Origin of the sequence: Shewanella sp. SM68, from assembly GCF_025653925.1 — a bacterium.
Taxonomy (GTDB): Bacteria; Pseudomonadota; Gammaproteobacteria; order Enterobacterales; family Shewanellaceae; genus Shewanella; species Shewanella oncorhynchi.
The window spans coordinates 14,261-40,455 of sequence record NZ_JAKKRU010000016.1 but is presented as its reverse complement, the minus strand read 5'-3'; the positions used below and the strand labels follow the sequence as shown (position 1 = coordinate 40,455).

Annotated in this window: 22 protein-coding genes; 11 read left to right on the top strand and 11 right to left on the bottom strand. The window is 45.5% G+C overall.

Annotation, left to right across the window (positions count from 1 at the left end; genetic code table 11):
* The first annotated feature begins 10 nt into the window (after window positions 1–10).
* Complete coding sequence (gene gyrB, locus L5M40_RS20305) at window positions 11–2,428, top strand: DNA topoisomerase (ATP-hydrolyzing) subunit B (RefSeq protein ID WP_113941413.1); 2,418 nt, start codon at window positions 11–13, stop codon at window positions 2,426–2,428.
* Window positions 2,429–2,526: 98 nt separating this feature from the next.
* Here gyrB and L5M40_RS20300 read toward each other — a convergent pair whose 3' ends face one another.
* On the bottom strand, window positions 2,527–3,189 hold the full coding sequence (locus L5M40_RS20300) for a glutathione S-transferase family protein (protein ID WP_263176974.1): 663 nt from the start codon (window positions 3,187–3,189) through the stop codon (window positions 2,527–2,529).
* A 211-nt stretch (window positions 3,190–3,400) separates the two neighbouring features.
* On the opposite strand from L5M40_RS20300, the gene L5M40_RS20295 reads away from it, so the two are divergent.
* The 4 genes from L5M40_RS20295 to L5M40_RS20280 are packed head-to-tail and all read left to right on the top strand — an operon-like array spanning window position 3,401 to window position 5,673.
* Window positions 3,401–3,730, top strand: a complete 330-nt coding sequence (locus L5M40_RS20295; protein WP_263176973.1) for a c-type cytochrome — start codon at window positions 3,401–3,403, stop codon at window positions 3,728–3,730.
* 1 nt (window position 3,731) lies between these two features.
* Complete coding sequence (locus L5M40_RS20290; protein WP_263176972.1) at window positions 3,732–4,958, top strand: sulfite oxidase; 1,227 nt, start codon at window positions 3,732–3,734, stop codon at window positions 4,956–4,958.
* Window positions 4,958–5,341: a cytochrome C gene (locus L5M40_RS20285; RefSeq protein ID WP_198573715.1), complete on the top strand. Its 384-nt coding sequence runs from the start codon at window positions 4,958–4,960 to the stop codon at window positions 5,339–5,341. The genes L5M40_RS20290 and L5M40_RS20285 overlap by 1 nt, the downstream gene beginning before the upstream one ends.
* Entirely contained in the window at window positions 5,338–5,673 is a 336-nt protein-coding gene (locus L5M40_RS20280) for a c-type cytochrome (protein WP_198573716.1), read from the top strand. The genes L5M40_RS20285 and L5M40_RS20280 overlap by 4 nt, the downstream gene beginning before the upstream one ends.
* A gap of 93 nt (window positions 5,674–5,766) precedes the next feature.
* Here L5M40_RS20280 and L5M40_RS20275 read toward each other — a convergent pair whose 3' ends face one another.
* Complete coding sequence (locus L5M40_RS20275; protein ID WP_198573717.1) at window positions 5,767–6,687, bottom strand: biotin-dependent carboxyltransferase family protein; 921 nt, start codon at window positions 6,685–6,687, stop codon at window positions 5,767–5,769.
* A gap of 333 nt (window positions 6,688–7,020) precedes the next feature.
* On the opposite strand from L5M40_RS20275, the gene L5M40_RS20270 reads away from it, so the two are divergent.
* Window positions 7,021–8,061, top strand: coding sequence for an HDOD domain-containing protein (locus L5M40_RS20270; protein WP_263148668.1), 1,041 nt, complete (start codon window positions 7,021–7,023; stop codon window positions 8,059–8,061).
* A 101-nt stretch (window positions 8,062–8,162) separates the two neighbouring features.
* On the opposite strand, the gene glyS is transcribed toward L5M40_RS20270, so the two are convergent.
* On the bottom strand, window positions 8,163–10,232 hold the full coding sequence (gene glyS, locus L5M40_RS20265; protein WP_263176971.1) for a glycine--tRNA ligase subunit beta: 2,070 nt from the start codon (window positions 10,230–10,232) through the stop codon (window positions 8,163–8,165).
* A 10-nt stretch (window positions 10,233–10,242) separates the two neighbouring features.
* Window positions 10,243–11,148 (bottom strand): glycine--tRNA ligase subunit alpha, encoded by a 906-nt coding sequence (glyQ, locus tag L5M40_RS20260; RefSeq protein WP_006084781.1) that lies wholly within the window; start codon window positions 11,146–11,148, stop codon window positions 10,243–10,245.
* A gap of 117 nt (window positions 11,149–11,265) precedes the next feature.
* Here glyQ and L5M40_RS20255 point away from each other — a divergent pair, with 117 nt between their 5' ends.
* Complete coding sequence (locus tag L5M40_RS20255; protein WP_263176970.1) at window positions 11,266–11,856, top strand: DNA-3-methyladenine glycosylase I; 591 nt, start codon at window positions 11,266–11,268, stop codon at window positions 11,854–11,856.
* A 170-nt stretch (window positions 11,857–12,026) separates the two neighbouring features.
* Here the strand turns inward: L5M40_RS20255 and L5M40_RS20250 are convergent, their stop codons facing one another.
* The 6 genes from L5M40_RS20250 to fadB form a co-directional block, all read right to left on the bottom strand.
* On the bottom strand, window positions 12,027–15,215 hold the full coding sequence (locus tag L5M40_RS20250) for an amidohydrolase family protein (protein ID WP_263257152.1): 3,189 nt from the start codon (window positions 15,213–15,215) through the stop codon (window positions 12,027–12,029).
* A gap of 244 nt (window positions 15,216–15,459) precedes the next feature.
* Window positions 15,460–15,906: an MOSC domain-containing protein gene (locus tag L5M40_RS20245; RefSeq protein ID WP_113941403.1), complete on the bottom strand. Its 447-nt coding sequence runs from the start codon at window positions 15,904–15,906 to the stop codon at window positions 15,460–15,462.
* A gap of 48 nt (window positions 15,907–15,954) precedes the next feature.
* Window positions 15,955–16,200: a sulfurtransferase TusA gene (gene tusA, locus L5M40_RS20240; RefSeq protein WP_173496110.1), complete on the bottom strand. Its 246-nt coding sequence runs from the start codon at window positions 16,198–16,200 to the stop codon at window positions 15,955–15,957.
* Between the two features lie 175 nt (window positions 16,201–16,375).
* Entirely contained in the window at window positions 16,376–17,542 is a 1,167-nt protein-coding gene (locus tag L5M40_RS20235; protein ID WP_263176968.1) for a diguanylate cyclase domain-containing protein, read from the bottom strand.
* 244 nt (window positions 17,543–17,786) lie between these two features.
* Window positions 17,787–18,950: an acetyl-CoA C-acyltransferase FadA gene (gene fadA / locus L5M40_RS20230; protein WP_014609502.1), complete on the bottom strand. Its 1,164-nt coding sequence runs from the start codon at window positions 18,948–18,950 to the stop codon at window positions 17,787–17,789.
* Between the two features lie 22 nt (window positions 18,951–18,972).
* The gene (gene fadB / locus L5M40_RS20225; RefSeq protein ID WP_263257150.1) at window positions 18,973–21,123 is read right to left on the bottom strand and encodes a fatty acid oxidation complex subunit alpha FadB; all 2,151 of its coding nucleotides are present in this window, start codon (window positions 21,121–21,123) and stop codon (window positions 18,973–18,975) included.
* A 490-nt stretch (window positions 21,124–21,613) separates the two neighbouring features.
* On the opposite strand from fadB, the gene pepQ reads away from it, so the two are divergent.
* From pepQ to hemG, 4 genes are all read left to right on the top strand, one after another.
* Window positions 21,614–22,936 (top strand): Xaa-Pro dipeptidase, encoded by a 1,323-nt coding sequence (pepQ, locus tag L5M40_RS20220; protein WP_014609504.1) that lies wholly within the window; start codon window positions 21,614–21,616, stop codon window positions 22,934–22,936.
* A 27-nt stretch (window positions 22,937–22,963) separates the two neighbouring features.
* Window positions 22,964–23,578, top strand: coding sequence for a YigZ family protein (locus L5M40_RS20215; RefSeq protein WP_105250820.1), 615 nt, complete (start codon window positions 22,964–22,966; stop codon window positions 23,576–23,578).
* Between the two features lie 77 nt (window positions 23,579–23,655).
* Complete coding sequence (locus L5M40_RS20210) at window positions 23,656–25,113, top strand: TrkH family potassium uptake protein (protein WP_105250821.1); 1,458 nt, start codon at window positions 23,656–23,658, stop codon at window positions 25,111–25,113.
* Between the two features lie 2 nt (window positions 25,114–25,115).
* Window positions 25,116–25,640 (top strand): menaquinone-dependent protoporphyrinogen IX dehydrogenase, encoded by a 525-nt coding sequence (gene hemG / locus L5M40_RS20205; RefSeq protein WP_263176966.1) that lies wholly within the window; start codon window positions 25,116–25,118, stop codon window positions 25,638–25,640.
* Window positions 25,641–25,703: 63 nt separating this feature from the next.
* Here the strand turns inward: hemG and L5M40_RS20200 are convergent, their stop codons facing one another.
* Entirely contained in the window at window positions 25,704–26,012 is a 309-nt protein-coding gene (locus tag L5M40_RS20200; RefSeq protein ID WP_105250823.1) for an ArsR/SmtB family transcription factor, read from the bottom strand.
* Between the last annotated feature and the right edge of the window lie 183 nt (window positions 26,013–26,195).

Sequence of the window (26,195 nt, the reverse complement as noted above, 5' to 3'; positions counted from 1 at the left end):
AGAGAATAATATGTCAGAGAATAGTTACGATTCTTCGAGTATTAAGGTCCTTAAGGGCCTTGATGCAGTACGTAAGAGACCTGGGATGTATATTGGTGACACCGACGACGGTACGGGTCTACATCATATGGTGTTCGAAGTAGTCGATAACTCTATCGATGAAGCCTTAGCCGGCCACTGTAGCGATATTACGATTACTATCCATGTAGATGGTTCGGTTTCTGTTAAGGATGACGGCCGTGGTATTCCGGTCTCTATCCATGAGGAAGAAGGCGTATCGGCGGCAGAAGTTATTATGACGGTATTGCATGCCGGCGGTAAGTTCGACGATAACTCCTATAAAGTGTCTGGCGGTCTCCACGGCGTGGGTGTATCGGTTGTAAACGCTTTATCTAAAAAGCTGCAAATGACCATTCGTCGTGCTGGCAAAGTATACGAGCAGTTTTATACTCACGGTGTACCTGATGCGCCGATCAAAGAGATTGGTGACGCGACTAAAACTGGTACCGAAATCCGTTTTTGGCCAAGTGAAGATACCTTCAGCGATGTTGAGTTTCACTTTGAAATTCTGGCAAAGCGTGTGCGTGAACTGTCTTTCCTTAACTCAGGCGTGGGTATTCGTCTGGTTGATGAACGCGACAATAAAAATGAATTCTTTAAATACGAAGGCGGTATTAGCGCATTCGTCGATTACCTGAACCGTAACAAAACCCCAGTCAACAAAGATGTATTCCACTTTATGCAAGAGCGTGAAGATGGCATTACCGTTGAAGTGGCTATGCAGTGGAATGACGGTTATCAAGAAAATATTTTCTGTTTTACCAACAACATCCCACAGCGTGATGGTGGTACTCACTTAGTCGGTTTCCGTAGTGCGTTGACACGTAACCTCAACAGCTACATGGAAAACGAAGGCTATAACAAGAAAGGCAAAACCAGCGCGACTGGCGACGATGCCCGCGAAGGCTTGACTGCCGTTATCTCTGTTAAAGTGCCAGATCCTAAGTTCAGCTCGCAAACCAAAGACAAACTGGTTTCTAGTGAAGTGAAAACCGCGGTTGAACAAACCATGGGTGAGAAGCTGAACGATTATCTGCTGGAAAACCCAGCTGATGCGAAGTTGATCGTCGGTAAGATTGTCGATGCGGCCCGTGCCCGTGAAGCGGCGCGTAAAGCTCGTGAAATGACCCGTCGTAAAGGCGCACTCGATTTAGGTGGTTTGCCAGGTAAGCTGGCTGATTGCCAAGAAAAAGATCCTGGTCTTTCAGAAATTTACATAGTGGAAGGTGACTCTGCTGGCGGTAGCGCTAAGCAGGGACGTAACCGTAAGAACCAAGCGATTCTGCCACTGAAAGGTAAAATTCTAAACGTTGAGAAGGCCCGCTTCGATAAGATGTTGTCTTCTCAAGAAGTGGCCACACTGATCACGGCACTTGGCTGTGGTATTGGTCGCGACGAATATAACCCAGATAAAACCCGTTATCACAACATCATCATCATGACGGATGCTGACGTCGACGGCTCGCACATTCGTACTTTGCTGTTGACCTTCTTCTTCCGTCAAATGCCTGAATTGATTGAACGTGGTTATGTGTATATTGCTCAGCCGCCTTTATTTAAAGTGAAAAAGGGCAAGCAAGAACAGTATTTGAAAGATGAGCCAGCATTGACTCAATACCTCACGACTCAAGCATTGGATGGCACTGTTGTGTATCCAACGCAAGGTGCGATTGGTATGTCAGGTGAGCCGTTAGAGCGTTTAGTGACTCAGTATCGTGAAGTGGAAGCCATTGTGGCTCGTTTAGAGCAGCGCTATCCAACGCACATTACTAACCGTATGCTTTACCATCCAATGATCACCAACGAGATGTTGGCCGATGAAGGCAAGATGAAAGAGTGGATCGATGCCTTTATCCATGAGCTGGTGGAAATGGAAAACAGCGGTGTACTGTATTCTGCTGAGCCGATTCTCGATCCTGAGCGTAAAGTGTATCTGCCTAAGATCACCATTCGTAAGCACGGTATCGATACTAACTATCTGTTTACTTATGACTTCTTCCAATCAAGCGATTATCAACGTATCGGTAAGTTAGGTGCGGCGTTAGATGGCATGATTGAAGAAGGCGGCTATGTACAACGCGGCGATCGTGTTAAAGAAGTCGGCAGCTTCCTCGAAGCGCTAGATTGGACGATTTCTGAAGCCAAACGCGGCTTATACATTCAACGTTATAAAGGATTGGGTGAGATGAACCCTGAGCAATTGTGGGAAACTACAATGGATCCTGAATCACGCCGTATGTTGCAAGTCACGATTGATGATGCTGTGGGTGCCGATCAGTTGTTCACTTGTTTGATGGGTGATCAAGTTGAACCTCGTCGTGAGTTCATCGAAGCGAACGCATTGAACGTGGCTAACTTAGACGTTTAATGCTAGATGTATAATGCGTGTTAAGTGACACGCGTTAGTACGTGAATGATTAAGGGAAAGCCAAGGCTTTCCCTTTTTTATCTCTATGATTTATCTCTTTATCGATCAATACCCGCTTCATCCGCTGCAACAATTTCTGTCTCTGCTTTAGCCGCATTAATCCACGCCTGCATTTCCGGACAGCTGATCACATGCTGCATATAGGCACGGCTTGCCTGCGAGACTTCAATATCGTAGGTAAGAAAACGCATAACCACAGGGGCAAACATCATGTCGGCAATCGACCATTGGCCAAATAACCAAGTACCTTCGGAATTTGATGGGGCAAACTCGGCCATCTGTGCAGACCAAATCGCATCGATGCGCTCAATGTCTTTGCGGACCGCATCAGTGAGCTCAACATAGCGCCTCGCGCGTATGTTCATTGGTAGAGCGTTACGCACGGCATTAAAGCCTGAATGCATTTCACTGGCAATCGATCTAGCCTTGGCTTTTTGTTTAGGATCTTGCGGCCATGCGCTACCTGCAAGATAGGTGTCGTTGAGGTATTCACAAATTGATAGTGAATCCCATACCGTAATGTCACCATCGACTAATGTCGGTACTTTTAAAGTCGGCGAAATGGCTTTGAGTTGCTGATAGAAGCTGTCGGTATCGAGTTGCAGTAATACTTCGTTGAACTGCACGCCAGATTTTGCGGCCATTAACCAAGCTCGCAGTGACCAGCTAGAGTAATTTTTATTGCCGATATAAAGATCCATTGTTTGTCCTTGAGTGAAATGCAGAGTTTCTGCAAAGCTACTATATGGACTCATTTCACCTATGACTAATAAATATTTTACCCTTTCTACATCCGCTAATACGCGTCATTTCTCTTGAGCTTACGAGTCACTTTTATTGAATTTAAACGACTCACAGCATTGAGATAATTTAACCATATCTTAATTACTTTGTTCGATGGATTCTGTCGAGATGAAGGCTAATTGGCGAGATAAATGGATGTGGCAGCGAGTGATTTACCCCGTAAGTGCACTGATTTTTATGCTATCGGCGGTGGCAAACGCCGATGAGGCAAATAAGTTATTGAATATGTGTAAGGCCTGTCATGGCGAGTCCGGTGTGAGTCGTTTTGAGCATATTCCTAACATTGAATGGCAAAACTCAGAATACCTATTGAAGCAACTGCAAGCCTTTAAGGCGGGGGATCGCCAAGATCCCACTATGACTAAAGTCGCCCAACTCTTGACTGAGGCTGATATGCAGCAGATAGCGGATTACTTTTACCTCGGAAAGGATAAATAACATGGATCTTAATCGTCGGGTTTTTATTAAAGGTGCGGTAGCGACGTCTGTGTTATCTGCCTTACCCGTTAAGTGGGTATTTGCCGATCAGCTTCCCGCAGAGGTCATTCCTCTGGATATATCAGCATTAACTTGGACTAAGGGTGAGGACTTGCCGAGTTATTTCAAAGTGTTAAACACTCATCCACTGAATGCGTTTCCGCCGGAGCATAAGCTCGCTCCAGCTGTGACGCCTGCCGATGCCTCGTTTATCCGTTGGAATGGCATAGTGCCTGACTTTAAGGCGTTAGATGCTAAAATTTGGACTTTTCAAGTGGATGGTGAGTCTGTTATTACCCCAAAAACCTACACAATTGATGAACTTAAGCGTCGCTTTAAGCATTACACATTGCAGTTGCTGATTGAATGTGGCGGCAATAGTCGCTCTGGCTTTTTTCCTAGTACTAAGGGTAATCAGTGGAATAATGCCGGCGTATTTTGCTCCGAGTGGACAGGTGTCTTAGTGAGTGATGTGCTTAAGGATTGTGGTATTAAAGCTGATGCTGTTTATACAGGCCACCACGGTGTTGATCGGCATTTGAGCGGCAAAGGTGAGGCGATTTCACGCGGCGTACCAATAAAGGCGGCGCTCGAAGAGCTTGGGCTTATTGCATGGTCGATGAACGGTGAGGACATTCCGTATTTACATGGATATCCCTTACGTATTGTGTTTGGTGGACGGCCAGGCTCCGTTTCGCAAAAAGCGGCGACGGGGATCAGTGTGCGTAATAAAGTCCATGATGGACATAAAATGGAAGCACCAGCGTATCAACTCCCTAAATATCCGATAGCGCCAGGTGAGTCCGTTGATGATAAAGACTATAAAATCATTGAAGAAATGATAGTGAAGTCATTGATCACTCAACCCCAATCTGGAACCGAATTAGCTGTGGGTCAAAAGATGACTATCGCAGGCCATGCTTGGGCGGGATTGCGGGAAGTGGTTAAGGTGGAAGTAAGCTACGATTATGGCACCCGTTGGTTTGCCGCTGAATTAGAAAAACCTAAAAACATAACAGCATGGCAGCAATGGAAGATTGAATTGCAATTACCGTCGCAGGGCTATTATGAAATCTGGGCCAAAGCAACCGATAGTGAAGGTGATAGTCAGCCTGTCGTACAACCGCAATGGAATCCTAAGGGATATATGTTTAACGGCTGCCACCGTATTGCCGTTAGGGTGGTGTGATGAAGTCGCATATCAATAAACTGATATTGCTTGGGCTAGTAGCATCCAGTATTTCGCTAGCCGCTGAGTATCCAGTGGACCCTAAATCGGGTTTGATCATGGCTCCTGGCTGGGAGTTAGTGAACTATCAATGTAATGCCTGCCATACCAGTATGATAGTCGTGCAAAACCACGGCGATAAAGCCTTTTGGAAAGAGACTTTGCAGTGGATGATAGACACTCAGGGTTTATGGGACTTGTCGGATACTTGGGAGCCGACCTTGAGTTATCTAAGCACTCATTATGGGCAGGCTGAAATGGATATGACGATCTTCAGACGTCTACCTTTAGAACCGAACCTGCAGCCTACGCTAGTTAACCCTTTCCCTAAGGAACCAAAATGAAAGCGATTATCATAAGTTTGATTGCGCTATGTGGTTTATCCACAGAGGTTAATGGAGAGGTTTATCAAGCAGATATAGAGCGAGGTCAGGCATTGGCTACAGCACAGTGTGAGTCATGCCATGGCAATGCGGTGATCGCTATGGCCAAGCAATTCCCAAACTTAAAGGGACAAAAATTAGCTTATCTTAATAAACAGCTCGTCGATTTTAAAACCGGTTTACGACTCGATCCTTTGATGCAATCACAAGTCAGCGCGTTAAGCTCTGAGCAATTACAAGATGTGGCGCTGTTTTATAGCCAGCAAGTTACACCGAACCTAAGTGCGAATTAGCGCGAGCATAGTGTGTTATTTGAATTAAACCGATATAGGGTTTAGTAGGGATTACGGGGTGATATTTTGTAGATTTGATTATGTAGTGGTTCGTTAACCTAGGCTACGTTGTAGTCGATAGAAGTAGTCATGCCATTCTGCTTGCGCCGTTGCGGCTTGTTCATCGTCAACCAATTCGAATTTAACTGTCTGCCCTGGGCGAGTTTGCGCGAGTTTCCATAGATCGGCTTCAATAATCACGGCGATTTGAGGATGATTGCTGGTGGTCTTAGCATCGGCAAGTAACACTAAAGGTTGCCCCGAAGCTGACACTTGAATGACTCCGGGCTTGACTGTATGGGATTGAACGGGAAATGGTTTTGCTAAGGTCAATATTTCCCCGTTGAGTATTGCACTTGCACGATTGCTTTCTGCCGACAGTTGCCACTGTGTTTGCCAGAATGTTTGCTGAGATTTCAACGAGAAGGCTTGGGTGTGCTTTGTTGCGAGTGCGCGAATATGCCCATTCCAACTTTTTTGAATTGCGCCAACTTGCCTTCTTAGTGGATGAGCTGAACCTAAGGTCAGGTTATCGCCAGCTTCTAATGCGCGACCATGAAATCCACCGATACCTGAGGTTAAATCAGTTGCAGCAGAATCCATCACTAACGGCACTCTAACGCCGCCATCAATCGCAACATAGGCACGCATGCCTTTATTTCCCCCTCTAAGACTGAGTTTTTGTCCTGCCTTAATGGAGTAGCGCCAGCCGCAAACTATGGGTTTATTGTCTATGCGGGCATCGAAATCGGCACCCGTTAAGGCAATCCAAGCATCACGTTTAAACAAAAAAATCGATTGGCCGAAGGTCAATTCCAGTACGGGTGTATTGTCTGGGTTTGAGAGTAGGCGGTTTGCTAAACACAGTGCAGGTCTATCTAAGGCACCAGCTTGGGTTACGCCTAAATGTCGATATCCCATGCGTCCGATATCTTGAACTGTGGTTAGTGCACCCGCTTTTATTACCTCGATCATCAAATTTTCCGTTGTTAGCTCGCGAGTAGATTGTTAATCACTTAAAGGGAGGCAAAATACGTATCCCTTTATGAATGGTAGGCATATTGTCAGTTAAATGATGCTGAAATGTAAGTTTTTTGAGGTTTCAACTTGTAACCAAGATTGTCTTTGTAAAAGCAGTAATGGTGGGATAGAAGAAGTCCGAAATGAATTGAATATGTTACACTTAAGCTAAGTATTAGCCTGTCTACAATGTCTTAATACACGGCTTGAGCTGATCAAAATGGATTTATGATGGGCAATATTTAAATGACTTTTTAACAATTATTTATAATGACAGGTTGATGCTTCTTGATTAAATCACTTTTTAATAAACTCTTTAATATTCGCGATACGGCGACCGTTGAGAGACCCAAAAGTTTTTCAACGACGGACTTAGGTAAGTCGCTTGAACCTGCGCGAAAGCCTGCTAAACCTCTCGAAGACATTAGCGTGGTATCTGTTGATTTATCTGCTCTCTTTTATAGTTTGTTATTTCCGACACGGGTTAAGGACACTGGCGGTGTAGCGAATAATCTTGAACGTAGAGTCATGGCGGAGATAGAGCAGGCCTTGGCATCGCCACAAGTGATCGCCGAGAAAGTGTTAAAGCTGCCGTCAAAGGTATTGGAATTAGATCGTAAGCTGGCCGATCCTCAGTTTGATATTAAGGATCTATTAGCGCTTATTGAGCGAGATCCTTTATTGAGTGTGGAGGTGCTTAAGCTGTGTAATTCTCCCGCGTTTAAACGTAGCGATAGGGATATCACCAGTTTACAGCAGGCTTTGGTACAGCTTGGCCGCGAACAGTTGAGAAAATTTGTCACTACTTGTTTAGTGCGTGAAATGTTGGATATTAAACCAATCTATTTCCGTCGTTTTGGGGCTGAAATTTGGCGCCATTCGATGCAGGTTGCTTTTCTTGCCAGTGAGTTAAGCGATGAAGATCAAGATACGGCTTTTTTATTGGGCTTATTACACGATGTCGGCAAGTTGGCCATTTTTAAAATGCTTCTCGATGCATTTGTACAGGCAGAGCCGGGAGAACAGCCTAATTCTGGATTATTTAGACAAGTGATGACGACGAAATCGTTAACCTTGAGTTCATTGCTTGCTAAGTATTGGCAGTTACCCAATACCTTTGAAACAGAATTAGACAAGCTCGCCAGTGTAAACTCGCGCCCGCAAGCGGGGCTCGCCGCTGTGGTGTGGCGGGCGAATGTGATTAGCGAGATTTCTATGCTGCATCAAGCAGGGCAATTGTCCCCTGAGATACTGGCGAATTTACTGCAGCAAGTTAACTTAGATCAAACTCAATTTGATGGCTTACATCAAAAACTGACGCAGTTTTGATTGGGCAATTTAATACGTTTGGTATAAGAAATCAGGACAATAAAAAACGCGCTATGAAGCGCGTTTTTTATAAAGCGATAATTTTATAAACCTTAGTATCGTTATTGCAGTAGTGATATATCTGCTACGTGCAGGAACTGCTCGCGTAGATTATTCAACAATGCTAAACGATTGTTTTTCAAAGCTTCATCATCCGCCATAACCATTACATCTTCGAAGAACTGATCCACGCTTTCACGTAGGGCAGCTAACAAAGTTAAGGCCTGTTGGTAATCTGCATTGGCAAACAAAGGTGCCAACTGTGGTTGCAGCTCGTTCAACTTGGCCGCCAATGCTTGCTCTGCGGCTTCGGTCAACAAACTTGCATTGATGGTTGTTGGTAAAGCGCCTTCAATCTTAGCCAGAATGTTGGATACCCGTTTGTTCGCTGCTGCAAGTGCGCCAGAAGCTTCTAGGCTTCTAAAGTGTGATACCGCATTGATACGACTATCAAAATCAGCTGGGCGTGTTGGGCGACGTGCTAGCACGGCTAAGATCACATCAACACCAATGCCTTTATCTTGATACCAAGCGCGGAAGCGAGCCATTAAGAACTCTAACACTTCGTCGCTTGCATTGGCGTTGCTTAAGTTAGTACCGTGGAGCTCCTGAGCTTTAGCAATCAGCGTTACTAAGTCCAGTGGCAGTTTGTTCTCTACGATAATACGCAGCACACCAATGGCGGCACGGCGTAGGGCAAAGGGATCGGCTGCGCCTTTTGGTGCTTGGCCAATACCAAAGATACCGACTAAAGTATCGAGCTTATCTGCTAATGCGACTGCGCAAGATACGCCAGCACTAGGCACTGTATCGCCAGAGAACTTAGGCTTGTATTGCTCTTCCATTGCAACCGCAACGGCTTCGGTTTCACCATCGAGGCGGGCGTAGTGCATGCCCATAGTGCCTTGAGTGTCGGTAAACTCCATCACCATATTGGTCATCAAATCGGTTTTAGATAACAAACCTGCACGGGCTGCATCAACCGCATTCGCGCCAGTTTGCTCGGCAATAAAGGCGGCTAGGGCAGAAATACGATTCACTTTGTCTTTTAAGGTACCGAGCTGCTGTTGGAACAGGACGGTTTCTAGGCTAGGTAAACGCGATTCCAGCGTGTGTTTTTTATCGGTATTAAAAAAGAACTCGGCGTCGGCAAGACGTGGGCGAACGACTTTCTCGTTACCAGAGATAATTTGCGCGGGATCTTTAGATTCGATATTGGCCACAAAGATAAAGTTTGGCAGTAACTTGCCTGCATCATCAAAGACAGGGAAGTATTTTTGATCGCCCTTCATGGTATAGACCAAAGCTTCAGACGGTACACTTAAGAATTTTTCTTCGAAGCTAGCGGTCAATACTACTGGCCATTCAACCAAAGAGGTGACCTCTTCAAGCAGGCTATCTTCGATATCGGCTGTGCCACCAATCTTAGCGGCGGCTTTTTCGGCATCGGCTTTGATTAATGCTTTACGGCTTTCGTAATCGGCGATGACTTTGCCTTTTTCTTTTAGGTCGGCAAGGTAGTGATCAGCGTGTGCTAATTCAAACTGCTTGAGCCCCATAAAGCGGTGACCGCGAACAGTGCGTGCCGATTTGATACCCAGCAATTCACCTTCAATCAACTCACTGCCTAACAACATAGTTGCTGTGTGCACAGGGCGAATAAATTGGGTTTTATTATTGCCCCAACGCATTGGCTTAGGAATGGGCAATTTATCGAGTGCACGTTGAGCCATAGCAGCGATCAAACTTTTGGTTTCGACGCCTTCAACTTTGGCGTTATGGACTAACCATTCGCCTTTATCTGTAACTAAACGTTCGGCTTGTTCAACAGTAATACCATTACCACGTGCCCAACCTTCGGCGGCTTTAGTCGGTTTGCCTTCAGCATCGAATGCTGAACTCACTGCTGGGCCGCGTTTTTCAACGACTTTGTCAGCTTGTGCAAGGGCAAGTTCAGTGACGTTAATTGCCAGACGACGTGGCGCTGCGTACCAAACGGCTGAGCTGAACGCTAAATCGGCTTTGGTGAGTTCTTCAGTAAAGTTAGCTAAAAAGGATTCAGCCAGTTTACGCAGTGACTTAGGTGGTAATTCTTCCGTGCCTAACTCTATGAGTAAGTTTTCAAAATTCATGTTTTTACCTCTACTTACACATTGGGAAGCCAAGCGCTTCGCGTGCCTGATAATAAGATTCAGCGACCGCTTTCGCCATAGTACGAACGCGTAAGATGTAGCGTTGGCGCTCGGTAACTGAAATGGCATGGCGGGCATCGAGCAGGTTGAAGGCGTGTGAGGCTTTCATCACTTGCTCGTAGGCAGGCAGAGGTAAGGGTTTTTCTAGCGACAATAAATGCTGACACATTTTTTCGCACTGATCGAACAGGGTGAACATAAAATCCACATCGGCGTGTTCGAAGTTATAGGTCGATTGCTCGACTTCGTTTTGATGGAACACATCGCCATAGGTGATTAGGCCTAGTGGACCATCGGTCCATACGAGATCATAAACACTATCTACGCCTTGGATATACATGGCCAGACGCTCTAGGCCATAGGTGATTTCACCTGTGACAGGGCTGCATTCGATGCCGCCGACCTGTTGGAAGTAAGTAAACTGAGTCACTTCCATACCATTAAGCCAAACTTCCCAGCCTAAGCCCCAAGCACCTAGTGTTGGTGATTCCCAGTTATCTTCCACAAAGCGGATATCGTGGATTTGAGTATCAATACCCAGTGCTTGCAGTGAGCCTAAATACAGCTCCTGAATATTGTCAGGCGAAGGTTTTAACACGACTTGGAACTGGTAGTAGTGCTGCAGGCGGTTAGGGTTTTCACCGTAACGACCATCCGTAGGGCGGCGCGATGGCTGCACATAGGCACTGCTCATAGGTTCAGGTCCTAAAGAACGTAGGAAAGTTTGTGGGTGGAATGTACCAGCGCCGACTTCCATATCTAGAGGTTGAACAATTGCACAGCCTTGCTGTGCCCAATATTCCTGCAGGGTGAGAATGAAACCCTGAAATGTTTTTACGTCGTGTTTTGTCGTCATGTCTACTTGTCTACTGCCGTCAGCCTGAATAGAAAATGGGTTCGATTATACCTTGTAGATATCTGCTTATGTAGGTTATTTTTTACCTTCTTAATTAAAACAATAAGGTTATATACCATGGAAGAGATCCGCTGTGGCTGGGTAAGTGATGATCCCTTGTATCGTGAGTATCACGACAAAGTGTGGGGGCGACCTGTGTATGATCCAAAAGAGCTGTTTGCTAAGTTGTGTTTAGATGGTCAACAGGCCGGATTATCTTGGATAACTATCCTGAAGAAGCAACAAAACTATGAACAGGCCTTTGCTAATTTTGAACCTGAGATTATTGCGACTTTCGATGAGGCGAAAGTAGAGGAACTCATGTTGAATCCCGGTATAGTGCGCAATCGCTTGAAGGTGAACTCTATCATCAAGAATGCCAAAGGTTATTTAGCCTATACTGCCGATGGGAAGGATTTCTCTGCATTTTTATGGAGCTTTGTGGGCGGAAAACCCATAGTTAATCAGATTACGGCAATGTCGCAGGTTCCAGCACAAACACCAGAATCTGAAGCCATGTCAAAAGCGTTAAAGAAGCTTGGATTTAATTTTGTCGGCCCAACCATTTGTTATGCCTTTATGCAGGCTGTGGGTATGGTGAACGATCACCTTGTCGAGTGTATTTCCTATCAGGCCTGTGTCGATTCCTGTGCTGAGCATTGCCACTAGAATCATTAATCGTTGAGCTGACTGATATTAAAGAAAACTCTTGTAGAGTATCCAAATACAAAAAAGCATGTTCCACGTGGAACATGCTTTTTGAGCTTCGCTGGAACTCATCTTGTTAAACTTAAACGGTCTCAACAGGAAAGCTATTCTCCTTAGACTTGAAAGTGCCCTTAGAGTTTCTCAAAGAAAAACGGCTTACGCTGTGCTTTATCCCCATTAAGTTCATTCATAGTCTCTGCATCAAATAACTTACCATTGACCATAGTATGAGTGACTCTGTCGGTGACTCGAATGTCGGCTAATGGATCACCATCAATAACGATCAAGTCTGCGAGCTTACCTTCTTTGATAGAACCGAGTTGCAGCTCCATGCCAAAGGTCGTCGCTGGATTAATCGTGGCCGTTTTCAACACTTCCATATTGCTCATGCCGCCTTGGGCAAACATCCACATTTCCCAGTGTGCCGCTAAACCCTCACGTTGGCCGTGGGCGCCGATATTGGGGTGAACCCCTAACTTATTGAGCTCGTTAGCCACCTTAGCAACATTGAAATGATTGTAGTGGCTATCTGGAGCATGGGGGCGTCGCATTGATCTTGCTTGTAAAATATCGGCTGGCACATACATGGATAGGCGTGGATGGGCCCACACATCGGTTTTATCATACCAGTAGTTTTCACCAGAAATACCACCATAGGCGACTACTAAGGTTGGGGTGTAACCAACTTGAGTCTGGCTCCAAAACTGTTTGATATCGTTATAGATTGAACCAACGGGGAGTGAGTGCTCAATCGTAGTATGTCCATCGGCGACCATGCTTAAATTATGTTGCAGCAAACTGCCACCTTCTGGGACAACCATCATTTCAAGTTCACGCGCTGCGGCTATGACCTGTTGCCTCTGATTGCGGCGCGGTTGGTTATAACTTTTTACGCTAAAGGCACCGACTTTTTTCAGGCGTTCCAGATGAAACTTGGCATCATCGAGCGAGTCGATATGTGACGTGTAACCCGGTGCATTCGCGCCATAGAGTATGGTGCCGGTGGAGAATATTCGTGGGCCGACAATATTGCCTGCTTTCTGTTGTTCGGAAGCGGCAAATATTTCTGTGGTGTCATTCGATGGATCGTGAATCGTAGTCACGCCTAAAGATAATCCAGAGTAGAGCGCCCAGTTCTGTTGTGGCACAATTTCATCATCTGCTTGCGGTCCATGGGCGTGGGCATCGAATAGTCCTGGCATAATGGATTTGCCTTTGATGTCGATGATCTGCGCATCCTTAGGAATCGCAACATTGGCATCGCCTACGGCGACAATATGATTGTCTTTGACTATGACCACACCATTATCAATCACCTGGTCATTTTCCATCGTAATCACTTTGCCACCGACGAAGGCGATTGTTCCACGTGGAACATCGGCCTTTTCGGTAAAGCCTAAATCGATAATGCTTGGTTGTGCCTTTTCATCTTTGTCGCGATATTGAGTGTCAACCTTGGCTTGGTACAACTCGGGGCCAAGAGTCCAATATAGTTGGTCGCTTTTACTGTTCCAACTGATACTTTCGCCCGCACGGGCACTCAATTGGCTTACGGGTAGATTGCTGGCATTGGGGCCAATCTCAACTGTCTCGCCGTGTTTAGCAAAAGGTGTTACCCAAACCTTAAAGCGTTCAGCAAAGGCGAGTTGCTCGCCATCGGGTGAAACCCTAAATTCAGTTGCATGTTTGCTGCTGTAATGAACCCGCTTATCGAAGCCGTCTAAGTTGATGGATGATAACTGCGGCGTTTCATCTTCGCTGCTATTCATAAAAAAGACGCGATCAGCATTGGCACCGAATTGAGCTTGATAGCCATCGGTACTGATCTTGCTATTTTGTTTACCTTTAATATCGACTTTATATAGCCCGGGCTCCTGCGACCAAGTTCTTGGTGTGAGGTTACCGCCTTGAGTTTTACGATACACTACGAGTTCACCATTGGGTGAAAAGGTGGGTTCGACATACTTTCCTGGCTCAGATGTTAGCTGCTTAGGTTTGCCACCTTTGGCGCTGATCACTTGCACTGTGCCTTGGTCTTGGTCATTCCACGTGGTGAAAACAATATTTTTACCATCGCGCGACCATTGTGGATAAAGTTCTGCAATATTTTTGTCTAGCTCAGTCAAGCGTGACATTCTGCCATCGGGTAAGGATTTTAACCAAATTTTCCCCAGTGCTTCGAAGGCGACTTTGCTACCATCCGGTGAGACCTGCGCCATACGTAGCATTTTTACATCGAAAACGTCTTTATCTATATCTTGCTTAAAGCGCACCGAGGGCTGTACGGCTAACTCAGTTTTTACACTAAAGGGGATATCTGTGAGTGTTTTATTGGCAACATTCAGACGATTAATTTTTCCCTTAGCCCAGAAGAAAATATCCTTGTTATCTTGTGTCCATGCCATTGTTGGATAGACGCCATGAATGGCCCAAGTCTCTTGCATATCACGGTCAAGTTCGCCAAACAGTTTAGTCGTTTCTCCCGACTTAAGGTCGAGTAGGTAGAGTGATGACTGAAAATCATCGCGCTTAATATAGGCGAGCTTAGTGCCGTCTGGGCTCGGCGTTGGCCGAATTGCACCACCCGTGCCTTCGATTAATACTTCAATCTCACCAGTTTGAGTATCGTAGCGTTTGATTTTATAGATACCGTTGACTGAATCCTTTGAGTAATGGAATGTTTTACCCGGCGTGTCATCCTGACTAAAGTAGATATAGCGACCATCGGGTGAATACGCGGGTTCACCTAAATCTTTCTCATCATTAGGACGTTCGGTCAATTTAACGCCTTCACCACCCGCAACGTGGTATAGCCACACTTCGCCCGCACCCAAACTACGACTGGCGGTAAAGTGCTTACGGGCAACCAGATACTGGGAGTCTGGGCTCCAAGCTGGACTGTTTAGCAGTCTGAAGGTTTCTTGGGTAACTGTTCTTGGGTTTTTACCATCGGCATCCATAATCCAAATGTTATCACCACCATCGCCATCGGACGTAAAAGCAATGTGCTTGCCATCAGGGCTATAGACGGGCTGCATCTGCCAAGCTATGCCTTGGACTAATGGCTTAGCTTCACCGCCTGTTACTGGAATTTGGTAGATGTCACCGAGTAAGTCGAAGACGATATATTTACCATCTTGGCTGACACTTAAGTTCATCCAAGTGCCTTCATTAACATCAACTTTGACTTGCAGTAAGGGAGCATTCGCTGGAGCGTTAACATTCCAAGTCGATTCTTTCGTTTCTGTGGCGTTAACTGCGAGGGTATTCATCCCAAGAGTGAGGGCAATATAAAGCGGGGTAAGTTTAGAGTTCAACATGTCACTTCCTGTTATCGTTCTTATGGGCTACATGATCGGTATTAATCACAAGATAAAGTTTTGTTAATACTTGGTGTAGTTATCGCATAAATAGATAGGAAGGAAAACGTAAATACTGTTTCAATTGATGTTCGAGCTAGAAAGCTGATATTTATATTAGGATTGGGACAACAGAAATAGAACCAAGTTATTTGGTTCTATTTATAGAGGAATATGGAGAACTAGCTGAGATAGGCTGATTGGATTAGCGAGGAAAGAAAATTGCTATCTCATCACCTAGGTGGATCATGGCATCATTTAATACCCTGCATGTAACACCTCCTCGCCAATCTGGGGTGAGTGCGGCTTCTAAACCGACATGTGCAATTTCCATTTTTTTACAGGGATCGGTCTCACCTGTAATTTCAAGTAGTAACTCACCAATCTGTAAATGTTTACCAACATCTGCACTGCTAAATACCAGACCATCAACGAGCAGATTTGCTCTGCGAGTCGTCCAAGGCAATTCTGCCTCGATAGCACGACAGGCTTGTTGCCATTGTAGTTTGGAAAGCACAGTGACTTGGCGTTTGCCAGGACGACCAAATACATCTTTCTCTACACCATTTAACTGGGTGACATTGGCACAGAGAACCTCATTCATTGGGCCGCGCTTTACAGTTTTATAGGCAATTGCCAGCAGTTTTGGCATAGTTTCTCACATCCTTTTTTAATGATTAAGTCGCTAAAACGATACGACTTAAAGTCCTTTTTTGATCAAATATTGGTATGGCGGCTGAGCCGTTTCGCTGGCGATAAGGGTGTGATCCATAAACTCACAGAAGCTTGGAATATCGCGTGTCGTTGCAGGGTCATCGGCAATGATCAGCAGTGTCTCGCCAGCAGCCATTTGTCTTACCGTTTTACGCACCATCATTACAGGTTCTGGGCAACGTAAGCCAAGTGCATCGAGTCTATGCTGTGCGGTTGAGAAAGCGTCGTTCATATTACCTCTACTGAACGGTTAAGCAGAATTAGCTAATGTTACTCTAGCCCCCATGATAAACCAAGTTGGCGGTCGCAATTTGTGATGTGGTTTGATTGGTGTGCTTTTTGTCGTTACCAAAGCTAGAGATAAAATGTTCCACGTGGAACAAACTTATGGCTTATGGTAATTAACATTACTCAACGGCTTTATCAGCAGCGCTTTGAGATTGAGAGATTGGATGGATGACAGCTGTACTATTCTCTGGTGCTAAATCATTTGCTGCCGCCATAGTTTGTTGCTGCAATTTGGACGCCCGTTTGTAGCTATACATTTTTTGATCGGCTTTATGAATTAAGCTATTGGCTTCTTCATATTCATAGGGGCCAGTATCTGTAATGCCAAAGCTTAAGGAAATATTGTTTAGACTGAGTTTTATTTTTTGATTAAACCGAGTGATGAAATTGTCGCGAGCTTGTTCCTCACGACAGTTAGGCATGATGATACAGAACTCATCTCCACCATATCGAAAACAATGATCTTCAGCACGAGTGGTTTCTTTAATCGCTTTTGCGACAGCACAAAGTACTTCATCACCTGATCTATGGCCTTGAGTGTCATTAAATAATTTAAAATCATCTACATCTAAGTAGATGACACATACAGGCTCGGCGCGTCTTTGGGCAGCTCTGAGTATGCGAGTTGCGGTTTCTTGTAAGTGCCTTACGTTGAGCAAACCTGTTAAGGGATCGGTTTGCGACAGTTCTTCTAACTGCTGGGTCCGCTCTTTGACTTTGCTTTCCATGCTTTGGGCATATTTCTCGGCCTTATCTTTAGCGTTCTCAATCTCGGAGACTAAACTGCGAATATAAGTATCGAATACTAGTGTGACATCAAACAGCACGAGTTTATCAATTGCGGCTCGAATACGTTCGGCTTGACGTACATCTTGTACTGAGCCGTTGATCACGGCATAGATCAACTCCTTGAGTGTGTGCACCGCAGACAGGTAAAGTTTGGGCTCAACACCAATTCGTTTATGGACTAAACCAATCCGCAGGCGATTGTTTACGTACTCAAGATCATAAACACCATTAAATAAATCAATCACATATCTTCTCTGTGCGGTACGCAGGCGGGCAAGGGTGTCTGAGTCTCCAATCAAGAGCGCAATTTCTGACACACTGGTTTGTAAGCCGTAAAAGTCATCGACGATTTTATCGATGTTTTCTTCGATGATAGGCTTAAAGGATTGCAGGGCCTTTACATCTCCCCCAGTAAAAGAGAAGAGCGCTTTACGAGACTCGATCTCCAGCTCAGTGATCCGCATTTGTTCGAAAAGGGTCTGTTCCGTTTGTAGCATCAGGCATTCCTCTGGTAAAACAACGAATTGCATCCTTGCACTACACTGCCTAGATTTGGCTGATGATTGCTTGCCTGTTGTCGCCCACAATAGCCAGTAATGCCCTTGTAGTTAAGTCGATAACGGACTGATTTTCAAATGAACAGCAGAAGAAATGAGAAATATTAATATTTACGATGGCAGAAGATTTGGCATAAAAAAAACCGGAACAAGTTCCGGCTTTGATAATTATTCGATTAACGAATTAAACACGTTCGAACACAGTGGCGATACCTTGGCCTAAACCAATACACATGGTCGCTAAACCTAAGGTCGCGTCTTTGTCTTCCATCAAGTTGATCAGCGTCGTAGAGATACGCGCACCTGAACAACCCAGTGGGTGACCTAGTGCAATCGCGCCGCCGTTGAGGTTGATTTTGTCGTCAACCACATCCGCTAAGCCTAAATCTTTCACACAAGGTAAAGACTGAGCTGCAAACGCTTCGTTCAGTTCAATCACATCTAAATCGGCAACTGTGATACCGGCACGAGCCAGCGCTTTTTGCGTGGCTGGAACAGGGCCGTAACCCATGATAGCCGCATCACAACCCGCAACCGCCATAGAGCGAATACGTGCACGAATTGGTAAGCCAAGTGCGCGCGCTTTAGATTCTTCCATGATCAGCATGGCTGAAGCGCCATCAGACAGTGCTGAAGAAGTACCCGCAGTGACAGTACCGTTAACTGGATCAAATACCGGACGCAGTGCTGCTAGAGATTCCATAGTAGTTTCTGGGCGGATCACTTCGTCTTGCAGTACTTTAATTAAGGCACCGTTAGCATCGTGACCTTCAATGCCATAGATTTCCTTGGCAAAACGGCCTTCAATCGTCGCAGCATAAGCACGTTGATGAGAACGTACTGCAAAAGCATCTTGCTGTTCACGGGTAATACCGTGCAGTTTACCCAGCATTTCAGCAGTTAACCCCATCATGCCAGAGGCTTTTGCCACGTTATTAGCAAGACCTGGGTGGAAGTCGACACCATGGCTCATAGGCACGTGGCCCATGTGCTCTACGCCACCAATAATAAAGGTGTCGCCCATGCCAGTCATAATCGCCCGCGCAGCTTGATGGATAGCATCCATTGACGAACCACATAGGCGGTTAACCGTCACAGCGCCAGCGGTCTTTGGAATGCCGGCTAATAGTGAAGCATTACGGGCAATATTGAAGCCTTGCTCTAGGGTTTGTTGCACACAACCCCAAATCACGTCTTCAATTAGGTTTGGGTCGAGTTGCGGATTACGCAGCAACAGACCTTTCATCAATTCGGCAGACAGAGTTTCTGCACGTACATTACGAAATACGCCAGCCTTTGAGCGGCCCATCGGAGTACGAATGCAGTCTACGATAACAGCTTGTTTCATGATTAAATTCCTTTCCCGCTAATTAGGCTTGGTAGTAGCTACCGTTATTGGCTGCTAATGTACGCATCGCATCTGTGACTTGATACAGACCGCCCAAGTGAGCATATTTGTCTGCTAAGGCCACAAAGTTTGCGACACCCATGGTATCCAAGTAACGGAACACGCCGCCTCTGAATGGCGGGAAACCTAAGCCATAAACCAGGCCCATATCCGCTTCGGCAGGTGATGCGACAATGCCTTCTTCTAAACAGCGCACGGTTTCGATGATCATAGGGATCATAGTACGGGCAATAATGTCATCGGCTTCAAAGGCTTTTAAGTCGCCAAAGGCCGCTTTCAATAGGCCGTAGCTCGTAGGATCGACATCTTTCTTCGGTTTACCACGGCTATCGACTGAATAGACATAGAAACCTTTGCCATTTTTCTGGCCAAGACGTTTGTTCTCAAACATCACATCAATCGCATCAGTGCCTGATTTACCCATTCGATCAGGGAAACCTTCAGCCATAACGGCTTGGGCGTGATGACCTGTGTCTAAACCCACTACGTCGAGCAGGTAAGCAGGGCCCATTGGCCAACCGAATTGTTTTTCCATTACCTTGTCGATTGCAGTAAAGTCGCCACCTTCGGCAAGTAAGCCATTAAAGCCTGCAAAGTAAGGGAAGAGTACGCGGTTAACGAAGAAGCCTGGGCAATCGTTTACCACGATTGGGGTTTTGCCCATTTTGCTGGCGTAAGCCACAACAGAGGCGATGGTTTCTTCAGAACTGTGCTCACCACGGATAACTTCTACCAACGGCATTTTGTGCACTGGGTTGAAGAAATGCATACCGCAGAAACGCTCAGGTTTCTTCATGCTCTTAGCGAGCAAGTTGATTGAAATCGTTGAGGTGTTTGACGCGATAATTGCATCTTCACTCACATAGCCTTCAACTTCGGCTAAAACCTGTGCTTTAATTTTTGGATGTTCAACAACGGCTTCAACGACGACATCACTGTGTTTGAGCGCAGCATAATCTAATGAAGGCGTGATGTTGTTCAGCACTTTGGCCATTTTTTCTGGCGTTGAACGACCACGAGCAACTTGGGCAGACAGCAGTTTGGCGGCTTCATTGAGGCCTAAATCTAATGCTGGCTGGGCAATGTCTTTCATGACAATCGGTGTGCCTTTGCTGGCGCTTTGGTAGGCGATACCGCCGCCCATAATGCCAGCACCTAATACGGCAGCGTTTTTCACTTCTTTGGCTAATTTACCCGCTTTTTTCGCTTTGCCTTTAACGAATTGATCATTAAGGAAGATACCGATAAGCGCTTTAGCAACGTCAGTTTTAGCCAGTTTGATAAAGGCTTGATGCTCGATTTGCAGTGCTTCGGTGCGGCCTTTAGTCGATGCTTGCTCAATCACGCTTACTGCGGCCATTGGTGCTGGGTAGTGTTTACCCGCAACAGCAAACACCATGCCTTTAGCAGTGGTGAATGACATCATAGCTTCGAGTTTTGGCAGCGTTAGGGCAGACAGCTTGCGGTTACGACGCGCTTGCCAATCTAACTTTTCAGCAACAGCATCTTTGAGCATTTGAATCGCAGCCGCTTCTAATGCTTCTGGCGCAACCACAGCATCCACAGCACCGACTTTCAGTGCATCTTCAGCGCGTTGGTCGTTACCTGTGGTGATCCATTCAAGTGCGTTATCTGCACCAATCACACGTGGCAGACGAACTGTGCCGCCAAAGCCTGGGATGATGCCGAGTTTAGTTTCAGGTAAACCGATTTTGGCTGTGGTATCTGCGATACGAAAATCCGTTGCCAGAATGGTTTCACAGCCGCCACCTAAGGCAAAGCCTTTGATTGCAGATGCTGTTGGGAAAGGTAAGTCTTCGAGTTTGTTGAAGACAGCGTTGGCTTGTTCAACCCAAGAGAGCAGTACGGCGTCATCTTGTGCGAATAGGCCTAAAAATTCGGTAATGTCGGCACCCACAATAAAGGTATCTTTACTTGAGGTCAGCACTAACGCTTTGATATTGGAATTTTGCTTGATGCTGTCTAATGCGGCATCGAGCGAAGCGAGGGTTTCTCTGTCGAATTTGTTCACCGAACCGGGTGCGTTAAAGCACAGCTTGGCAATATTATCCTCGAGTAACTCAACTTGAATTGTAGGACTTTGGTAGATCATTGCTTGCTTCCTTTTGGCTTAGAAGTGATACCCACCATTATGTGTTGGTGCTAGTACGACTCTCTATCTCACAGCAGCTTCGGCCATCATTTGACCAGTTGTGTGCCAGTGTGCTTCGAAATTCGATAAATTACAACACCCAATTTAAACGACTGTTTAATTTCTTGTCGGCTAGAGTGATTTTTCACCTTTGTGATACACTGCAAAGAGTGTAGAACACCTAGAATGCGTTAAATCACTTTGCGGATAAATAGGTCTTTGTGGCTGTTTTCCTTAGACGTTTAAACGCTGTAGCCATGCTAGGGTTGAATAGAATTATTAAAAATAATCATGATGTTATCGCTTTAATGTTCTTTATTCAGCAGCCATGTATTTTAGATTGAGTGACAGTTTAACGTTTTGATTGAATCTGTTGTTCATGATCAGATTAAGATTATGTGGGCAAATTTGGCTCATAATATTAACTTTTATTCATTGCAGGAGATGACAAATGGATCAGTTGGCTCATCACTATCGTGCCCATATTGCCGAGTTAAACCGCCGAGTCGCAGAGATTTTGTCTCGAGAAGCCTTGTCTGGTTTAGTGATCCATTCGGGTCAGCCGCATCGGATGTTTTTGGATGATATCAATTATCCCTTTAAAGCAAACCCGCACTTCAAGGCATGGTTGCCAGTGTTAGATAATCCGAATTGCTGGTTAGTCGTCAATGGTCGCGATAAGCCGCAGCTGATTTTTTATCGTCCTGTGGATTTTTGGCACAAAGTATCCGATGTGCCGGATATGTTCTGGACCGAGCATTTTGATATTAAGCTGTTAACTAAGGCCGATAAGGTCGCTGAGCTGTTACCCAAAGACACAGTTAATTGGGCTTATTTGGGTGAGCATTTAGATGTAGCCGAAGTGCTGGGTTTTACCAGTCGCAACCCCGATGCTGTGATGAGCTATTTGCATTACCACAGAACCACTAAAACTGAATATGAGCTAGAATGTATGCGCCGCGCCAACCAAATTGCGGTGCAGGGACATTTGGCTGCTAAAAATGCCTTTTATAATGGTGCGAGCGAGTTCGAGATCCAGCAGCACTATTTATCTGCAGTTGGCCAGAGCGAAAATGAAGTGCCCTACGGCAATATTATCGCTCTTAATCAAAATGCGGCGATTTTGCATTACACCGCGCTCGAGCATCAAAGTCCTGCGAAACGTTTGTCTTTTCTTATCGATGCGGGTGCGAGCTACTTTGGTTATGCGTCTGATATCACTAGAACCTATGCATTCGAGAAGAATCGTTTCGATGAGTTGATCGCTGCGATGAATAAGGCGCAGCTGGAGCTCATCGACATGATGCGCCCCGGCGTTCGTTATCCTGATTTACACTTAGCGACTCACGCTAAAGTAGCGCAAATGCTATTGGATTTTGATTTAGCCACGGGTGATGCCCAAGGTTTGGTTGAAGAAGGCATTACCAGTGCTTTCTTCCCCCATGGTTTAGGCCACATGTTAGGTTTACAAGTACATGATGTGGGTGGCTTCTCCCACGATGAGCGCGGTACCCATATCGCGGCACCCGAGGCCCACCCATTCTTGCGCTGCACCCGCATTTTAGCGCCAAACCAAGTGCTGACTATGGAACCTGGGTTATACATCATAGATACTTTGCTCAATGAGCTTAAACAAGATAGTCGTGGCCAACAGATCAACTGGCAAACGGTTGATGAGTTAAGGCCTTTTGGCGGTATTCGTATCGAAGATAACGTCATAGTGCATCAAGACAGAAACGAGAACATGACCCGTGAGCTCGGCTTAGCCGATTGATGTTTGAAAATAGATTAGGGCGAATTTGTGCTCGAAAGTTATAACGTTCCCTGTGATGAAATCGTCATTGAAGAAGAGATAAAGCATAGTCGCTTTATCTCTTTTCTTTTTCATTGCGATAGTGTCGATAAATTAAAGTTAGTACTTACTGACATAAAGCGTGACTATCCCGGCGCAAGCCACTATTGCTCAGCTTTTGTTGCTGGCGCACCGGATGATAGCGTCTTAATTGGTTCGAGTGATGACGGTGAGCCCGCTGGCAGTGCAGGCCGCCCTATGTTAGCTGTGTTGCAAGGGGCACATATTGGCGAAGTTGGCGCCGTTGTCGTGCGTTACTATGGCGGTACTAAGCTAGGCGTAGGTGGACTCGTTCGGGCTTATACGTCGGGCTTAAGGCAAGGCTTGATTCAATTACCGACGCGACTCAAACAGTTACGGTATCCCGCCAAGTTGCATTGTGATTATGCGCAGCTGCGCGATGTCGAGCATCTATTACAGCAAGTGGATGCCGTGATCATCGATAAGCAATTTGCCGCAGCGGTCGATATTGTGTTTGAGATAGGGCGAGAGCAACAGGCATGGCTTTGTGAGTCACTGGCGACACTGAGTCAAGGAAGTTTGAGGCCCGAGTTTGAGCTGTGATGCCTGCGTAAATTATGCCAAAATAGCCCAAATGCTGAAAATACCTTTACAGCCAATGGAATAATTGAACTCGCGTAATGCAATATAAAACCATAATTAGAATCATAGGCCTGCTGATTGGTTTATTTTCAATCACTATGCTGCCACCAGCACTGATCGCTGTTTGGTATAACGATGGCGGCGGCACGGCGTTTATGCAGGCATTTTTTGTTAGCCTATTTATTGGTTTTTGGCTCTGGTATCCAAACCGCCACTGCAAAGAAGAATTGCGTACGCGAGAGGGCTTCCTGATTGTCGTGCTGTTCTGGACTGTACTGGGTTCTATTGGTGCCTTGCCGTTTATCTTTTCGAGTCAGCCAGACTTAAGCTGGACAGACAGCTTCTTTGAATCTTTTTCAGCGTTAACCACCACCGGAGCCACTGTCATTGTCGGGCTCGATTTCCTACCTAAGGCCATTTTGTTTTACCGCCATATGCTGCAATGGCTTGGCGGCATGGGGATTATTGTGCTCGCAGTGGCTATTTTACCTGTGCTCGGTGTGGGAGGAATGCAGCTTTATCGCGCAGAAATTCCGGGGCCAGTGAAAGACAGTAAGATGACCCCGCGGATAGCCGAAACTGCTAAAGCACTGTGGTATATCTATTTACTGCTAACGATTTCCTGTGCGACGGCTTATTGGTGGGCGGGCATGAGTATTTTTGACGCCATTTGTCATTCATTTTCGACCATAGCCATCGGAGGTTTTTCGACCCACGATGCCAGCATGGGCTATTTCGATAGTCCTACTATTAACCTTATTTGTGTGTTCTTTTTAATTGTTTCTGCGGTTAACTTTAGCGTGCATTTTGCGGCATTTTCACGACGTGGGATTAACGTTAGAGTCTATTTTAAAGATGCTGAATTTAAGATGCTGGTGGCGATTCAACTTATTCTCACAGCGATTTGTTTCTTCACACTTTATCGTTCTGGTATTTATGATTCGCCAGAAGAAACCTTAGATCATGCTTTATTTCAGGCAGTTTCAGTTGCCACTACGGCTGGATTTGGCACTGATAGCTTCCATCTGTGGCCATTGTTTTTACCCATACTATTAATGTTTTCGAGTTTTATCGGTGGCTGTGGTGGCTCAACTGCGGGTGGGATTAAGGTCATTCGAGTAATTTTACTGCTGTTACAGGGTTCCCGTGAATTGAAACGACTCGTTCACCCTAAGGCAATGTTTTCGATTAGGATTGGCTCTAAAGCCTTACCCGACCGCGTGGTTGATGCTGTTTGGGGATTCTTTTCTGCCTATGCGCTGGTGTTTGTGATTTGTATGCTTGCACTCATGGCGATGGGATTAGATGATATTACGGCTTTTAGTGCCACGGCGGCATGCTTAAACAACCTAGGCCCAGGTTTAGGTGAGGTAGCGAGCAATTATGCCAGTATTGGTGATGGAGCCAAGTGGGTATTGGTCGTGGCTATGCTGTTTGGTCGCCTCGAAGTATTTACCTTACTGATTTTGTTTACGCCAACTTTTTGGAAGAATTAATCATGCAGACGTTAATAATCTATTCGACGATAGATGGCCAAACATTGGCAATTTGCCAAAAAATGAAGACGATTGTTGAACAGGCGGGAGAGCAGGTTTCGCTCGCCACATTAGAGCAGGCGGAAGCGTTGAGCTTAGTGGATTTTGATAAAGTGCTGATTGGTGCCAGTATTCGTTATGGTAAACATAGACCAGAGCTTTATCAGTATGTGAATCGCCACCATGCAGTGCTAGATACTAAGATTAATGGTTTTTTTACCGTTAACGTAGTAGCGCGCAAACCCTTAAAAAATACGCCTGAAACCAATCCTTATATGCAAAAGTTTCTCAAGCTTTCACTGTGGCAACCCCAGCAGTTAGAAGTGTTTGCGGGCAAGATTGATTACCCTAAATACGGTTTCTTCGACCGGACCATGATACGTTTTATCATGTGGTTGACTAAAGGGCCAACGGATATCACAGGCACTTTTGAGTTTACCGATTGGGCAAAAGTCGATGCCTTCGGTAACCGTTTTAGCCAACATTGAAAACCATTAAGCCCTAATCACTTGCAAGAGGTTAGGGCTTAAATTTAGGCTAATTTTGCAGTGTTAGGCCGCGCAGTAGCGGCTATGCAGAATTGAAATCACTTGGGTGACTTGCTCGTTCTTGAGTTTATAGTAAACAATCTGCGAGCTCTTACGGGTATCCACGAGATCTTCTGCGCGTAATACGGCTAAATGCTGGGATAGGGCCGACTGGCTTAATGGCACTGTGGCGTTGAGCTCGGTTACGCTCAACTCTTTGTCTAGTAATAGACATAAAATCATTAGGCGATAAGGGTTCGCTATGGCCTTGAGCCATTTAGCCGCACTTTCCGCATTAGTTACCATTGCATCTACATCTATATCATTTTGCATAAGGTCACTCACTTTATCGCTTTTGATTAGATAATTCTAATTGAACACATGTGTTTACGCAATCATACTGCTCGGCAATGCAGATCTCAATTTTTGCATCTCAGAATATGAGATACGACTGATTTGTGATCCTATCAGAGGTTTATTTAACGTAACCTTGCCACAATGGTGGTATTACTCAGT